Genomic DNA, 14,288 nt, shown 5'->3' on the forward strand with positions numbered 1-14,288 from the left:
CCCCTGAGGAACCGTGAGCCCACAAGCATCCGCGCCGCTCGAGCCCGCCGCGACCCCGGCCGAGGCGATCCGCAACTTCTGCATCATCGCGCACATCGACCACGGCAAGTCCACGCTGGCCGACCGCATGCTGCAGATCACCGGCATCGTCGAGGAGCGGGCGATGCGTGCGCAGTACCTCGACCGCATGGACATCGAGCGCGAGCGCGGCATCACGATCAAGTCCCAGGCCGTCCGCATGCCGTGGGAGCTCGACGGGCAGACCTTCGCCCTGAACATGATCGACACCCCCGGACACGTCGACTTCTCGTACGAGGTCTCGCGGTCCCTCGCCGCGTGCGAGGGCGCCATCCTGCTCGTCGACGCGGCCCAGGGCATCGAGGCGCAGACGCTCGCCAACCTGTACCTGGCGCTCGAGAACGACCTCGAGATCATCCCGGTCCTCAACAAGATCGACCTGCCCGCCGCCGACCCGGACAAGTACGCGGCCGAGCTCGCGCAGCTCATCGGCGGCAAGCCGGAGGACGTGCTGCGCGTGTCCGGCAAGACCGGTGCGGGCGTGCCCGAGCTGCTCGACCGGGTCGTGGGCTCCGTCCCGGCGCCCGTCGGCACCGTCGACGCCGAGCCGCGCGCGATGATCTTCGACTCGGTGTACGACAGCTACCGCGGTGTCGTCACCTACGTGCGCATGATCGACGGCACGATCAAGCCGCGCGAGAAGATCCAGATGATGTCGACGCGGACGACCCACGAGATCCTCGAGATCGGCGTCTCCAGCCCGGAACCCAAGCCGACCAAGGGACTCTCGGTCGGCGAGGTCGGGTACCTCATCACCGGGGTGAAGGACGTCCGCCAGTCGAAGGTCGGCGACACCGTCACGAGCGCGCAGCGCCCCGCGACCGAGGCACTGCCCGGCTACACGGACCCGAAGCCGATGGTCTTCTCGGGCCTGTACCCGATCGACGGTTCCGACTACCCGGACCTGCGCGAGGCGCTCGACAAGCTCAAGCTCTCCGACGCCGCGCTCGTCTACGAGCCCGAGACCTCGGTCGCGCTCGGCTTCGGCTTCCGCTGCGGCTTCCTCGGTCTGCTGCACCTCGAGATCATCACCGAGCGCCTGTCGCGGGAGTTCGGCCTCGACCTCATCACGACCGCGCCCAGCGTGGTCTACGAGGTGACGAACGAGGACAATTCCGTGACCGAGGTCACGAACCCGTCCGAGTTCCCGGGCGGCCGCATCGTCGAGGTCCGCGAGCCGATGGTGCGCGCGGCCATCCTCGCGCCGAAGGACTACGTCGGCGCGATCATGGAGCTCTGCCAGTCGCGCCGCGGCTCCCTGCTCGGCATGGAGTACCTGGGCGAGGACCGCGTCGAGATCCGCTACGAGATGCCCCTCGGCGAGATCGTGTTCGACTTCTTCGACCAGCTGAAGAGCAAGACGCAGGGCTACGCCTCGCTCGACTACGAGCCCACCGGTGACCAGGCCGCCGACCTCGTGAAGGTCGACATCCTGCTGCAGGGCGAGCAGGTCGACGCGTTCAGCGCGATCGTGCACCGCGACAAGGCCTACGCCTACGGCACGCTGATGACCGAGCGGCTCCGCAAGCTCATCCCACGCCAGCAGTTCGAGGTGCCGATCCAGGCGGCGATCGGCGCGCGGATCATCGCCCGCGAGAGCATCCGGGCGATGCGCAAGGACGTCCTCGCGAAGTGCTACGGCGGTGACATCACCCGCAAGCGCAAGCTCCTCGAGAAGCAGAAGGAGGGCAAGAAGCGCATGAAGATGGTCGGTCGCGTCGAGGTCCCGCAGGAAGCCTTCATCGCGGCGCTCTCCGGCGACGTGGAAGAGAAGAAGAAGTAGCTCGACGACCGCGAGCAGCACGACGAGCAGCACGACGGAGCCCCGCCACGAGCGGGGCTCCGTCGTTCCCGGACCCGTTCGCTCCGCTGCGGGAACCGGACGAGACCGGCGGCGCTGCGCGTCGGTCGGTGGGCCGGCCCAGCCCGTCCCTCCGCGGATGTGGCAGGCGGACCGGTCTGTCTGCCCGCACTCTGGGGGACCGGGGCGGTCACCCGATCCGTACAGTCGCACCTGGACCGAGCGGGAGTGAACACCCCTCAGTTCGGGGCGGACCCGGCCGCCCGACCCGTGCACGCTCCCGTGTCGCGGTGTCCCTGGACCCGGGGTGCACACGGAGGTGCGAACAACGATGTCCCGTCACGCAACGACCGTCACCCGCGCAAGGCGACGGCGGTCCGAACTCGTCGCCATCGCCGCCGGGGTCACCGCCGCGGTGGTGCTCGCCCTGAGCTTCAGCGGCACGCTCTCGGTCTTCACGCAGGCCTTCGTGCACGGCACCAACACGGTCTCGACCTCGACCATCCGGATCGTGGAGACCGCGGCGGACGGTTCGCCGGGCGTCTGCACGACCGCTGCCGACGGCACGGCGAGCTGCACCGACCCGGACCTCTACGGAGGCGGCTCGCTGCGTCCCGGGGAGTCGTCGACGACCCAGACGATCTCCTTCGCGAACACCGGGACGGCGACACCCACCGGCTTCCGGCTCACCGGCGGCCCGTGCACCACGGCGCCGACCAGCGGGTCGGACCTCTGCAGCCAGCTCGTCGTGAAGATGACGTGGCGCGGCGCCGACGTGCTGCCCGCGTCCACCACCCCTGCCTTCCTGGCGGCGAACGCGATCACGCTGCCGAACCCGCCCGCGGCGGGGGAGCGCTTCCCGCTCACCGTGCAGGTGTCGCTCCCGGGGGGTGCCACCGCGCCGACGTCAGGCGTGACCCTCTCGCAGTCCCTCACGTTCACCTTCTCGGCCTGACGGTGCCGTCGTGGGCAGGCACTCGACCACCGTCCGGCGCGCCTCGGTGCGCACGGGCTGGCTCCTCACCGCGGCGGGGCTCGTCGCCTCGGTCACGCTCGCGCTGACGACGACCGGCACGACGTCGGCCTACACCGCGTCGATCGCGAACACCACGAACACCGCGAACACGGTGTCGATCGCGATGACGCAGGGTCCGGACGCATCGACCGTCGCGTGCCGGAGCACCGCCGCGGGCACCACGTCGTGCGCGACCGACCTGTACGCCGGCAAGGACCTGCGACCGGGGGACACGACGCGCGGGACCGCGACGGTGATCCGGAACACCGGAGGCGTCGCCGCATCCGCCTTCTCGCTCGCTCCCGGTACCTGCACCGGCACCGTCTCGACGGCGAACAGCATCTGCTCGTGGTTGCGCGTCACCGTGACGTGGACGACGTCGGCGGGGACGACGACCGTGGTCTCGGGGGAGAGTGCCGGGGCGATCGGCGGCAAGACCTTCCCCGTCGACCCCGCTCCGGCTGCCGGTCAGGGCGGCACCGCCACCGTCACGGTCGCCCTCGACCCGGCGGCCCCGAACGACTCGCAGGCGCAGAGCATGAGCCAGTCGCTCGTGTGGACCTTCACCGCATGACGGCGGGGACCGCGGACGCGGGCGTCGTCCCGACGGCTCGTCGCCGGCGCGCCCCCGGCCGTGCCGTGCGGACGCGGGTCGTCGTCACGGTCGCCGTCGTCCTGCTCGTGCTGATCGCGGTCGGCGTCGCGATGGCCGCGGGCGTCCGGACCTTCGACGTCCGGACCCCTTCGATGGGCCGCGCGGCGCCCGTCGGCTCGCTCGTCGTGACGGTGCCGCCGGGTCAGCACCGGCTGGCCGTCGGCGACGTCGTCACGTTCGTCCCGCCGGTCGCGGAGGGCGGCGGGACGGCGGCGCGACTGCCCTACACGCACCGCGTCACCGCGGTCGTCGACGGAGCGATCACGACCAAGGGCGACGCGAACGGTGCCGCGGACGCGTGGACCATCAGTCGCGGCGACGTCGTCGGGCGGGTGGTCGCGGTGCTGCCCGGAGGCGGGTGGGCGCTCCGGATGCTGCCGTGGACCGCCGGCGGCATCGGCCTCGTGTGGCTCCTCACCGGCTCCGTCGCCGCGCGTGCTCCCCGGACGGCCGCGCGGCTCGTCGGCGTGAGCGCCGTCCTCGCGGTCGTGGTCGCGGTCTTCCGGCCGTTCGTCGCACTCGTCGTGACCGGGGTCGATCCGGGCGCACGTCCGACGGCGCACGTCGTGTCGACGGGGCTGCTCCCGATCCGGGCGGTCGGTCCGTCCGGCGCGTCCGAGCGGCTCCTCAGCGGTTCCGTCGGACAGGTGGAGCTGCCGCCGGGGTCGGAGGGCGCGGTCGCGCTCACCGCGCAGCTCGACCTCCCCCCGATCGGCTGGGTGACGCTCGCCCTGGTCTGCGCCGTCCCGCTCGTGCTCGGTGTGCTCCTCGCTCGCTCGTCGCGTCGTGCGCCGTCGGAACGCGTCGATGCGGCGGACGTCCTGACGCATCGCACGGGGGCCCGCCCGACGGATCGCGGGACTGACCGCCGGACGGATCGCTCGACCGACCGCCCGGCGGACAGCGCGACCCACCGCCTGGCGGACAGCACGACGGACGCGACGACCGACCACGCGACGACCGACCCTGCGACGGACGCGACGACCGATCCCGCGACGGAGTCGCCGGTCGTCCCGACGGTCCCGGCATGATCGTCCGGGCGCCGATCGTGCTCGCCGTGGCGCTCGTGGCGGCGGTCGGAGCGCTGACCGGGGTCGCCGCCACGTCCCAGGACACGACCGCGGCCTACACCGCGACGACGTCGAACCGGAGCACCGCCACCACGGTCGGCGACTACGCCGTGACGGGTCTGCCCTTCCGTGACTCCTTCGCGGGTGGCCAGGGCGCCTGGCGGACCTACGGCGGCTCGTGGACGACACAGACCCGGTTCGGCTACGGCACCCTGACCGAGACGTCCGGATCGTCGGACGGACCGAAGGCCGTCACCGGTGACCCCGCGTGGACCGACTACACGATGCAGGCGGACGTGCAGGTGAACAGCGGCACGGACGCCGGGCTCCTGGTCCGGGTCACCGGTCCCGGAACGGGCGCGAACGCCTTCACCGGGTACTCGATCGGCCTCGGCCTCGGGGAGAACGCGCTGTCGATCGACCGGACCGCGAACGGGGCCACCACCCGGTTGGCGCAGTCGACCATCCCCGGCACGCTGCGGAACGGGCAGTTCTACCACCTGGTCGTCCAGGCAGCCGGGTGCGGCATCACCGCCTGGTCGTCGACCGTCGGCGCCAACGACTGGACGCGGGTGAGCGTCTCGGAGTCGTCTGCCGACTGCCTGACGACGGGCGCGATCGGCCTGCGCGGCAACGGCAGTGCGGCCGGCTACCGCTTCGTGACGGCCACCGCGGGCGCCCTCGCACCGTCGCTCGCGTCGGACCCGTGGAACTCGACGCTGTCCACGGGGCGGTTCGAGGACGGTGCGCCCGCGCGGGTCTACGGCGGGACGTGGGCGATCGACCAGCAGGAGGAACGGATCCGCAGCACCGCGTACGCGAACAGCGGGGACAAGCAGGTCCTGAACCGGACGTGGGGCGACATGACCCTGACGGGTGACGTGCGCTTGATGCGCGCCCCGAGGTCGGGCACCGACGCGGGGTTTCTCGTCCGGGTGGACGACCCGTCGACCGGGATCGACTCGATGCGCGCGTACTCGGTCGGGATCACGAGGACGGGCATGACGATCGGGGAGCACAGGAACCCGGGGTTCGCGGGTACCTTCGTGCCGTTCGGGCGGACGGTGCAGGCCGGGGAGTGGTGGCACCTGACCGTCGAGGCGGTCGGGTGCACGATCACCGCCACCGCGTCGCCGGCCGACGGCGGGACGCCGGTGCAGGGGCGGGCGGACTTCGGCGCCTGCTCGCTGAGGACCGGTGCGGTCGGCATCCGCGAGCAGGGGACCGAGGCCGAGTGGCGGAACATCGCCGTCACGCCACGCTGACACAGGTCGGCCCGGGCGGCCCCGGTACGATGGCGGAATGAGTTCCCGCGGCAGCTACCGGACCGCCCTGACCTACGGTGCCGTCGGCGCCACGCAGGCGGCGGACCTCATGACCTACCCGCCGGAGGGCTTCACCCCGGCGGAGTCGCGGGCCCGGATCGGCCACGGCGACGCGCGGTTCGAGACCGCGGTGACGCAGGCGTTGACCTGGCAGATCCAGGAGCGCAGCGGCATCCGCGTGCAGGTCGAGGACCAGCCCGACGACGACGAGGTCCGCTACAACCCGGTGACCTTCGACGAGCACGGCGTCCCCGTCGCGCCAGCGTCGATCGGCACGCCCCGCGTCGAGAAGTTCGCCGCAGACGGCACCCCGCTGCTCACGGCCGGCACCACCGCGACGCTCGAGATGCACGCGTTCGGGCAGACCGTGCACGCTCCGGTCCGCGTCGTGTCGATCATCGACGAGACCGACCGCAAGGGCTTCGCGTACGGCACCCTCGAGGGGCACCCGCTCTCCGGCGAGGAGTCCTTCGTGGTCGAGCGGACGAGCGACGGGTCGGTGTGGCTGCAGGTCCGGCAGTTCTCGCAGCCGTCGAGCCGGAAGTGGGCGTTCGTCGCGCCCCTGCTCCGCCGGCAGCAGCGCGTGATGGCCGCCAAGTACCTCAGCGCACTCCGAGGCGACTGACCGCGAGCGCGACGGAGCGGACCGACCGCGAGCGCGTCTGAGCGCTCCGACCGCGCCCGGCAGTGCACCGACCGCGCCCCGCTCAGCGCAGCGGCGGCAGCGCGGCGATCGCGTCCTCGAGCAGCCGGGCGTCCTGCACGCAGTCCCGCGCGACGCACACCGCACTCGTCCCCTGCAGTGCGTCGACCTCGTACACCCCGGTCGCCACCGCGACGAACGGGATCCCCACCGCGTCGGCCGCCTCGCCGTCCCGCGGGGTGTCCCCGACGATCACGGCACGCTCCCCGGACAGTGCGGCTGCGGCGCGCGCGGTGACCCCGGTGCGCTCGACCTCCGCGTCCCCGAAGTACGAGTGCTCCCAGTCGAACGCGTCGAGGTCGAAGCCGGCGCCGCTGAGCTTCACCCGCGCGCGGTGCTCGGAGTTGCCGGTCAGCAGTCCGTTCCGCCAGCCGAATTCGGCGAAGCGCCGGACGAGCGCAGCGGCTCCCGGTGCGGGGGAGCGCCGTTCGCCCCGGCCGTACCGTTCGTCGGTCAGGTCGCGCAGGTGCCGGCTCACGGTGGGGATGAGCGCGTCGTCGAGGTCGTGGGCCCGGACGTGGTCGGCGATGAGGCCCGCGTCGGTGCGGCCGTGCTGGTGCCCGACCTTCAGCACCAGGTCGCGACCGACGGCGCGTTCGACGGCCAGGTGGTACAGGTTGCCCGGCGACGCGGCGTTCAGGACGAGGGTGCCGTCGATGTCCCACAGCACCGTGGTGGGGACGGTGTGGTGCTCCATGGCTCCATCATGGCCGACAATGGAGTCCATGCCGAGTGCGCTCCCGATCGCCGATCCCGCTCCCGCGGACGGCCTGCTCACCCCCGGCCCGGGCGCCGGCGACGTCCCCCTTCGGCGTCTACGTCCACGTGCCGTTCTGCCGGGTGCGCTGCGGCTACTGCGACTTCAACACCTACACGGCGTCGGAGCTGCGCGGGGTCCGCCGCGACGACTACGCCGGCCACGCCGTGCAGGAGATCCGCTGGGCGGCCGAGGTGCTCGACCGCTCCGGGGTCCCGCGACGCCCGGTCTCGACGGTGTTCTTCGGCGGTGGAACGCCGACGATGCTGCCGGCGGACGACCTGGTGATGATCCTGCGGGCGATCGACGACACCTGGGGGATCCTGCCGGGGGCCGAGGTCACGACCGAGGCGAACCCGGACTCCGTCGACGCCGACGCGATCGCCACGCTCCAGCGCGGCGGGTTCACCCGGATGAGCTACGGCATGCAGTCCGCCGTACCGCACGTCCTGGCCACGCTCGACCGGACGCACGACCCCGAGCGCGTCCCGGTGGTGGTCGACCTGGCGAAGCAGCAGGGCCTCGACGTCAGCCTCGACCTCATCTACTCGACGCCCGGGGAGTCCCTCGACGACTGGCGCACCTCGCTCGACGCCGCACTGGCCTGCGCCCCCGACCACGTGTCCGCCTACTCCCTCATCGTCGAGGAGGGCACGGCCATGGGGCGCATGGTCGCCCGCGGCGAGCTCCCTGCGCCGGACGACGACCTGGCGGCCGACATGTACGAGCTCGCCGACCGCACCCTCGCCGACGCCGGGTACGCCTGGTACGAGGTGTCGAACTGGGCCCGCGCCGACGAGCAGGGCGGTCCGGACCGCCACGCGAGCCGGCACAACCTGTCGTACTGGAAGGGTCACGACTGGTGGGGTGTCGGCCCGGGCGCGCACTCCGCGGTCGCCGGCACCCGCTGGTGGAACGTGAAGCACCCGGCCGCGTACGCGAACCGGGTGCTGTCCGGGGAGTCCCCGGCGGCCGGGCGCGAGACGCTCGATGCCGACACCCGGTACGTCGAGCGGGTGCTGCTGGCCGCGCGGGTCCGGGGCGAGCTCGCCACCGCGGAGCTCGGTCGGGAGGCCCGTGGCCGCGTCGCCGGCCTCATCGCGCGTGGTCTCGTGGACGGCTCGGCCGCGGTGCGGGGACGGATCGAGCTGACCCTGCAGGGCCGACTGCTCGCGGACGCCGTCGTCCGCGAGCTGCTCGACTGACGCGCGGGCTGCCGCCCGCGCGTCGGTGCCTGCGGGCTACTGCTCTGCCTGCGGGCTACTGCTTGACGAACTCGATCGTGAGCGGGTAGCGGTACAGGTCGCCGCGGTTCGCGGCGACCGCCGCGAGGATCGCGAAGACGATCACCACGACACCGATGATCGGCAGCAGCACGAACCCGATCACGACCAGGCAGAGCAGCCACGCCACGACGTAGGCGATCGCCATCGTGATGTGGAAGTTGAGCGCCTGGCGGGTGTGCTCCTTGATGAACTGCCCGCGGTCACGCAGCACCAGGTAGGCGATGATCGGCACGACCAGGCTGAAGAAGATGCCGCCGACGTGCGTCAGCGTCGCCCAGAGGCGCTGGTCCTCCGGTGACATCGGCTGGGGCGGCGTGAAGCCCGCCGGGTACTGCGGTCCCTGCGGGTTCTGGGGTCCCCCCGGCTGCTGGCCGTACCGGCCGTCCTGCGGGCCGCCTGGTTGCTGTCCGTAGCTCATGCCGTGAGCGTACCGGCGCGGGCCCCCGCGGTCCCGGTCGGTCGGTGGTCGGGCGTAGGATCAGCAGTCGACACGTCCGAGTGCCAGCATCGAACGGAAGGGGTCCGGATGGTCAGCGAACGCTCCCTCGAGGTCCTCAAGGCCATCGTGCGGGACTACGTCGCGTCGCGCGAGCCCGTCGGCTCGAAGACGATCGTCGAGCGGCACGCCTTCGGGGTCAGCGCGGCGACGATCCGCAACGACATGGCGCAGCTCGAGGACGAACAGCTCATCGCAGCACCGCACACTTCTTCCGGCCGGGTCCCGACGGACAAGGGCTACCGCGTATTCGTGGACCACCTCGCCGCCGCACGACCGCTGTCGAGCGCGCAACGGCACGCGATCGAGACGTTCCTCGGCACGCCGAACGACCTCGACGAGGTCCTCGGCCGGACGGTGCGCCTGCTCAGCCAGCTCACGAACCAGGTCGCCCTCGTGCAGTACCCGTCGATGGTGCGCGCCCGCGTGCAGCACGTCGAGCTCGTCCGGCTCGGTGACACCCGGCTCATGGTCGTCCTCATCACGGACACCGCCCGGGTCGAGCAGCGCGTGGTCGAGACCGACGTCCCGCTCGACGAGGACTCCCTCACCGAGCTCCGCACCGTGGTGAACGGCGCGAGCGTCGGGCTCCTGCTGCAGGACGTGCCCCGTGCCCTGCGCGCGGTGCCGCAGCAGCTCCGCCCGGACGCGCAGACCCTCGGCGGGGTCGTCGTCGCGACGCTCATCGAGCAGGTCGCCGCGAACCGCCAGGACCGTCTGGTGATGGCCGGTGCGGCGAACCTGGCGAAGAGCGAACGCGACTTCTCCGGCGGCCTGTTCCCCGTGCTCGAGGCGATCGAGGAACAGGTGACCCTGCTCCGGTTGTTCGGCGAGATGCAGGTGGACGACGTGGCCGTGGCCGCGAGCATCGGCGCCGAGAACGCCGAGTACGGCCTCGACGCGACGAGCATCGTGGCCGGCGGGTACCTCGCCGGCGGCGGTGCGGTCGCCCGACTGGGCGTCCTGGGCCCGACCCGCATGGACTACGGCACGAACATGGCGGCCGTCCGCGCGGTCGCACGGTACCTGTCCAAGCTGCTGGGCGAACATTGACCGGACCACGCGCCCGACGCGCGGCGTCCAGCGGACCGGCTCCGCGCCTCCAGACCGGACCGCGGCGACCGCCGCGACCCACCGACCGAACCGAAACCGACTGAGGGAACCGTGGCAGACCACTACGACGTCCTCGGCGTCCAGCCGGACGCCTCCGATGCCGACATCAAGAAGGCCTACCGACGGCTGGCGCGCGAGCTGCACCCGGACGTCAACCCGAGCCCGGACGCGGCCGAGCGCTTCAAGGACGTGACGCACGCGTACGACGTGCTGAGCGACCCGGAGCAGCGCAGACGCTACGACGCCGGACCGCAGGCGGACAGCCCCTTCGGCGGCGGTGCCGGCGGCTTCAGCGACATCTTCGACGCCTTCTTCGGCGGCGGTGGCGGCGGCGGACGCGGCAACGGTCCGCGGAGTCGCGCCGAGCGCGGGCAGGACGCCCTGTTGCGCATCGAGGTCGACCTGGACGAGGTCGTCTTCGGCACGCACAAGGACGTCGAGGTCGACACGGCCGTCGTCTGCGAGACGTGCAACGGCTCGTGCTGCGCGCCGGGGACGAGCCCGCGCACCTGTGACATCTGCGGCGGCTCCGGGCACATCCAGCGCCAGGTCCGCTCGCTGCTCGGCAACGTCGTGACGAGCGCGCCCTGCGGGACGTGCCGCGGCTACGGCACCGTCATCCCCAGCCCCTGCCCGACGTGCCAGGGGCAGGGCCGCGTCCGCGCCCGCCGCACGATCCCCGTCGACGTGCCCGCCGGCGTCGAGACCGGGCTCCGGCTGCAGATGCCCGGACAGGGCGAGGTCGGCCCGGCCGGCGGCCCCTCGGGTGACCTCTACCTCGAGGTGAAGGTCCGCCACCACGACGTCTACAGCCGCGACGGCGACGACCTCCTGGCGACGCTCGAGGTCCAGATGACCGACGCGATCCTCGGGGCGCACACCACGATCGACGGCCTCGACGGCCCGGTCGAGCTCGAGATCCGTCCGGGTGTGCAGAGCGCCGACGTCCTGGTGATCAAGGACCGCGGCGTGACGAAGCTGCGCGGCGCCGGGCGCGGGGACCTCCGCGTCGGCGTGCAGGTCGTGACGCCCACCAAGCTCTCGCACAAGGAGCGCGGCCTCGTCGAACAGCTGGCGAAGTCGCACAAGGCACCGGGGCCGCAGCTCGCGCGCTTCCAACAGGGCATGTTCGGCAAGCTGCGCGACCGCTTCTTCAACTTCTGATGGCCTCGCTCTACCTGGTCGAGCCGGGCCGGCTCGACGGCGTCGGTGTCGGTGACCCCGTGCCGCTCGACGGCGCAGAGGGGCGGCACGCGGTGTCCGTCGCGCGGGTCCGGGTCGGCGAGACGCTGCGCATCGCGGACGGGCGCGGCACGGTCGTGACCGGTGCGGTGGCCGCGACGGGCAGGGACACGTTGACGCTGACCGTGTCCGACGTCACGGTCGACGCGGCTCCGCGCCCCGCGCTGGTGCTCGTCCAGGCGCTGGCGAAGGGCGGGCGCGACGAGATGGCGGTGCAGGCGGCGACCGAGATCGGCGTCGACCGCATCGTCCCCTGGTCGGCGGCGCGGAGCGTGTCCCGCTGGGACGGCGCGAAGGTCGAGAAGGGTCGCGCCCGGTGGGCGGCGATCGCGCAGGAGGCCGCGAAGCAGGCGGTCCGCTCGCGCGTCCCCGCGGTGGACACACCGGTGACGACGGCGCAGCTGTCGGCGTCGGCCGGCTCGTCGTCGGGTGGTGTCGCATCGTCGGCTGCTGTCCAGTCGTCGGACGTCGGCCGGGAGGCGCGGCGTGCGGTGGTCGTGCTGGACCCGGTGGGTGCGGTGCGGCTCTCGGCGTGGGAGCCGCCTGCGGACGTCGACGAGATCGTCCTGGTGGTCGGCCCGGAGGGCGGCATCGACGGGTCCGAGTTCGACCGGCTCGAGGCCGCCGGCGCGGTCCGTGTCCGGCTCGGCGACACCGTGCTCCGGACCTCGACCGCCGGGCCTGCGGCCCTGGCGGTCCTGCAGACCCGGCTCGGGCGCTGGTAGCGGCGTCGGAGGCGGGTCCTACGATGGAGACCATGAGCAGCAGCGAGCCGAGCATCTTCTCGAAGATCGTCACGCGCGAGGTCCCGGCGACGATCGTGGCCGAGGACGACCGGGTGATCGCCTTCGAGGACATCGCGCCCGCGGCGCCCGTCCACGTGCTCGTGGTGCCCAAGACCGAGCAGTACCGCGACGTCACCGAGCTCGCGGCCGGTGACCCGGAGCTGCTCGCACACGTCGTCGCCACCGCCCGTCGCATCGCCGACGAGCGGTCCGGTGGCCAGTTCCGTCTCGTCTTCAACACCGGCGAAGCCGCCGGTCAGACCGTGTTCCACGTGCACGCGCACGTCCTCGCAGGTGATCTGCACGAAGGGAATCTCCTTGCCGGTTGACGAACCCGTCCGTCCCGAACCCACCCAGCCCGGGACCGACCGTCCCGTGGCGCGTCCCGTGACCGACCCGTCGGACGTCACCGTCGACATCCAGGTCGACGGCATCGCCATGGTGCAGCTCCTCGGCCCGCAGGACCGCCTGCTCAAGACGGTCGAACGCCAGTACCCGGGCGTCCGGGTGCTCGTCCGCGGGAACGAGGTGTCCCTGACCGGTGCCGAGCGCGACGTCGCCCGCGCACACGCCCTCGTCGACGAACTCGTCGCCATGGTGAAGCGTGGCCAGGACATCGGCCCGGCCGACATCCCGACGTCGGCGCGCATCCTCGACGAGGACCGCAAGCCCTCGGACACCTTCGGCACGCCGATCGTCTCGAGCCGCGGCAAGTCGGTGCGCCCGAAGACCGACGGGCAGCGCGCCTACGTCGACGCGATCGACCAGCACACCATCACGTTCGGCATCGGGCCGGCCGGTACGGGCAAGACCTACCTGGCGATGGCCAAGGCCGTCCAGGCGCTCCAGCGGCGTGAGGTCACGCGCATCATCCTGACCCGCCCCGCGGTCGAGGCGGGGGAGCGGCTCGGGTTCCTGCCGGGCACCCTGACCGACAAGATCGACCCGTACCTGCGACCGCTGTACGACGCGCTGAACGAGATGATGGACCCCGAGCTGGTCCCGAAGCTGCTCGCGGCCGGCACGGTCGAGGTCGCACCGCTGGCGTACATGCGCGGCCGGACGCTGAACGACTCGTTCGTCATCCTCGACGAGGCGCAGAACACCACGCCCGAGCAGATGAAGATGTTCCTGACGCGCCTCGGCTTCGGTTCGAAGATGGTCGTCACGGGTGACATCACCCAGGTCGACCTGCCCGGCAACCTGTCCGGTCTCCGGCTCGTCACCCGCATCCTGGGCGACGTCGACGACATCCACTTCGCCCGGCTCGGCAGCGAGGACGTCGTCCGGCACACCCTGGTCGGTCGGATCGTCGACGCCTACACGGTGTACGACGAGGAACGGCTGGCGGAGCAGGCCGGGCACCGACCCGCCGGCCGCGGGACCGCTCCGGTGGGCAACCCCGAGGGGGCGAACCGCGCCGAGCGCCGGGGTCGTCCGCCGCAGGACCGCCAGCAGTCCCCGTACCCGCAGAACGATGCCCGAGGAGGCAACCGGTGAGCATCGAGCTCAACAACGAGTCGGGTGTCGAGGTCGACGAGCAGGCGATCCAGCGCCTCGCCGCCTTCGCGCTCGACGCGCTGCACGTCCACGCGGACGCCGAGCTCGCGATCGTGCTGGTCGACGAGGGCGCGATGGAGCAGCTGCACGTCCGGTGGATGGACGAGCCGGGGCCGACGGACGTCCTGAGCTTCCCGATGGACGAACTCCGCCCCGGGACCGAGGACGAGCCGACTCCGGCCGGGCTGCTCGGGGACATCGTCGTGTGCCCACAGGTCGCCGCGGAGCAGGCGAAGACCGCGGGGCACACCACCACCGACGAGATGCTGCTGCTCACGTGCCACGGCATCCTCCACCTGCTCGGCTTCGACCACGCCGAGCCGGAGGAGAAGGCCGAGATGTTCGGGCTGCAGGGCGAGATCCTCTCCGCCTTCGCGGCGCAGCGTCGCGGGCGGTGACCTG

General features: G+C 72.3%; 14 protein-coding genes and 1 pseudogene. 13 read left to right on the forward strand and 2 right to left on the reverse strand.

Annotated features, from left to right (window positions below; genetic code table 11):
• Window positions 1-13: 13 nt before the first annotated feature.
• From lepA to LCG91_RS06585, 6 genes are all read left to right on the forward strand, one after another.
• Window positions 14-1,861 (forward strand): translation elongation factor 4, encoded by a 1,848-nt coding sequence (gene lepA / locus LCG91_RS06560; RefSeq protein ID WP_058748986.1) that lies wholly within the window; start codon window positions 14-16, stop codon window positions 1,859-1,861.
• A 349-nt stretch (window positions 1,862-2,210) separates the two neighbouring features.
• Window positions 2,211-2,834, forward strand: a complete 624-nt coding sequence (locus LCG91_RS06565; RefSeq protein WP_224442885.1) for a hypothetical protein — start codon at window positions 2,211-2,213, stop codon at window positions 2,832-2,834.
• Window positions 2,835-2,844: 10 nt separating this feature from the next.
• Window positions 2,845-3,468 (forward strand): hypothetical protein, encoded by a 624-nt coding sequence (locus LCG91_RS06570; RefSeq protein ID WP_224442886.1) that lies wholly within the window; start codon window positions 2,845-2,847, stop codon window positions 3,466-3,468.
• The gene (locus LCG91_RS06575; protein WP_224442887.1) at window positions 3,465-4,580 is read left to right on the forward strand and encodes a S26 family signal peptidase; all 1,116 of its coding nucleotides are present in this window, start codon (window positions 3,465-3,467) and stop codon (window positions 4,578-4,580) included. The genes LCG91_RS06570 and LCG91_RS06575 overlap by 4 nt, the downstream gene beginning before the upstream one ends.
• Window positions 4,577-5,884, forward strand: coding sequence for a family 16 glycoside hydrolase (locus tag LCG91_RS06580; protein WP_224442888.1), 1,308 nt, complete (start codon window positions 4,577-4,579; stop codon window positions 5,882-5,884). The genes LCG91_RS06575 and LCG91_RS06580 overlap by 4 nt, the downstream gene beginning before the upstream one ends.
• A 37-nt stretch (window positions 5,885-5,921) precedes the next feature.
• Entirely contained in the window at window positions 5,922-6,569 is a 648-nt protein-coding gene (locus LCG91_RS06585) for a DUF1990 family protein (protein ID WP_058748991.1), read from the forward strand.
• A gap of 82 nt (window positions 6,570-6,651) precedes the next feature.
• Here LCG91_RS06585 and LCG91_RS06590 read toward each other — a convergent pair whose 3' ends face one another.
• Entirely contained in the window at window positions 6,652-7,344 is a 693-nt protein-coding gene (locus tag LCG91_RS06590) for an HAD family hydrolase (RefSeq protein ID WP_224442889.1), read from the reverse strand.
• 28 nt (window positions 7,345-7,372) lie between these two features.
• Between LCG91_RS06590 and hemW the strand changes: the two are divergent.
• Window positions 7,373-8,609, forward strand: a pseudogene (hemW, locus tag LCG91_RS06595) (radical SAM family heme chaperone HemW).
• Window positions 8,610-8,664: 55 nt separating this feature from the next.
• Here the strand turns inward: hemW and LCG91_RS06600 are convergent.
• Window positions 8,665-9,108 (reverse strand): DUF4870 domain-containing protein, encoded by a 444-nt coding sequence (locus tag LCG91_RS06600; RefSeq protein ID WP_224442890.1) that lies wholly within the window; start codon window positions 9,106-9,108, stop codon window positions 8,665-8,667.
• A gap of 108 nt (window positions 9,109-9,216) precedes the next feature.
• On the opposite strand from LCG91_RS06600, the gene hrcA reads away from it, so the two are divergent.
• The 6 genes from hrcA (at window position 9,217) to ybeY (ending at window position 14,284) form a co-directional block, all read left to right on the forward strand.
• A complete protein-coding gene (hrcA, locus tag LCG91_RS06605) occupies window positions 9,217-10,239 on the forward strand; it encodes a heat-inducible transcriptional repressor HrcA (protein WP_058729402.1) in 1,023 nt (340 codons plus the stop codon).
• A gap of 111 nt (window positions 10,240-10,350) precedes the next feature.
• On the forward strand, window positions 10,351-11,463 hold the full coding sequence (gene dnaJ, locus LCG91_RS06610; RefSeq protein WP_058729403.1) for a molecular chaperone DnaJ: 1,113 nt from the start codon (window positions 10,351-10,353) through the stop codon (window positions 11,461-11,463).
• Window positions 11,463-12,266, forward strand: a complete 804-nt coding sequence (locus LCG91_RS06615; RefSeq protein ID WP_224442891.1) for a 16S rRNA (uracil(1498)-N(3))-methyltransferase — start codon at window positions 11,463-11,465, stop codon at window positions 12,264-12,266. The genes dnaJ and LCG91_RS06615 overlap by 1 nt, the downstream gene beginning before the upstream one ends.
• Before the next feature lie 32 nt (window positions 12,267-12,298).
• Window positions 12,299-12,655 carry a histidine triad nucleotide-binding protein gene (locus LCG91_RS06620; RefSeq protein ID WP_058729451.1) on the forward strand — a complete coding sequence of 119 codons (357 nt, stop codon included), beginning with the start codon at window positions 12,299-12,301 and terminating at the stop codon, window positions 12,653-12,655.
• A 109-nt stretch (window positions 12,656-12,764) separates the two neighbouring features.
• A complete protein-coding gene (locus tag LCG91_RS06625) occupies window positions 12,765-13,826 on the forward strand; it encodes a PhoH family protein (RefSeq protein ID WP_224443107.1) in 1,062 nt (353 codons plus the stop codon).
• A complete protein-coding gene (gene ybeY / locus LCG91_RS06630; RefSeq protein ID WP_058729405.1) occupies window positions 13,823-14,284 on the forward strand; it encodes an rRNA maturation RNase YbeY in 462 nt (153 codons plus the stop codon). The genes LCG91_RS06625 and ybeY overlap by 4 nt, the downstream gene beginning before the upstream one ends.
• The last annotated feature ends 4 nt before the right edge of the window (window positions 14,285-14,288 follow it).

Origin of the sequence: Curtobacterium sp. TXMA1 (assembly GCF_020162095.1) — a bacterium.
Taxonomy (GTDB): domain Bacteria; phylum Actinomycetota; class Actinomycetes; order Actinomycetales; family Microbacteriaceae; genus Curtobacterium.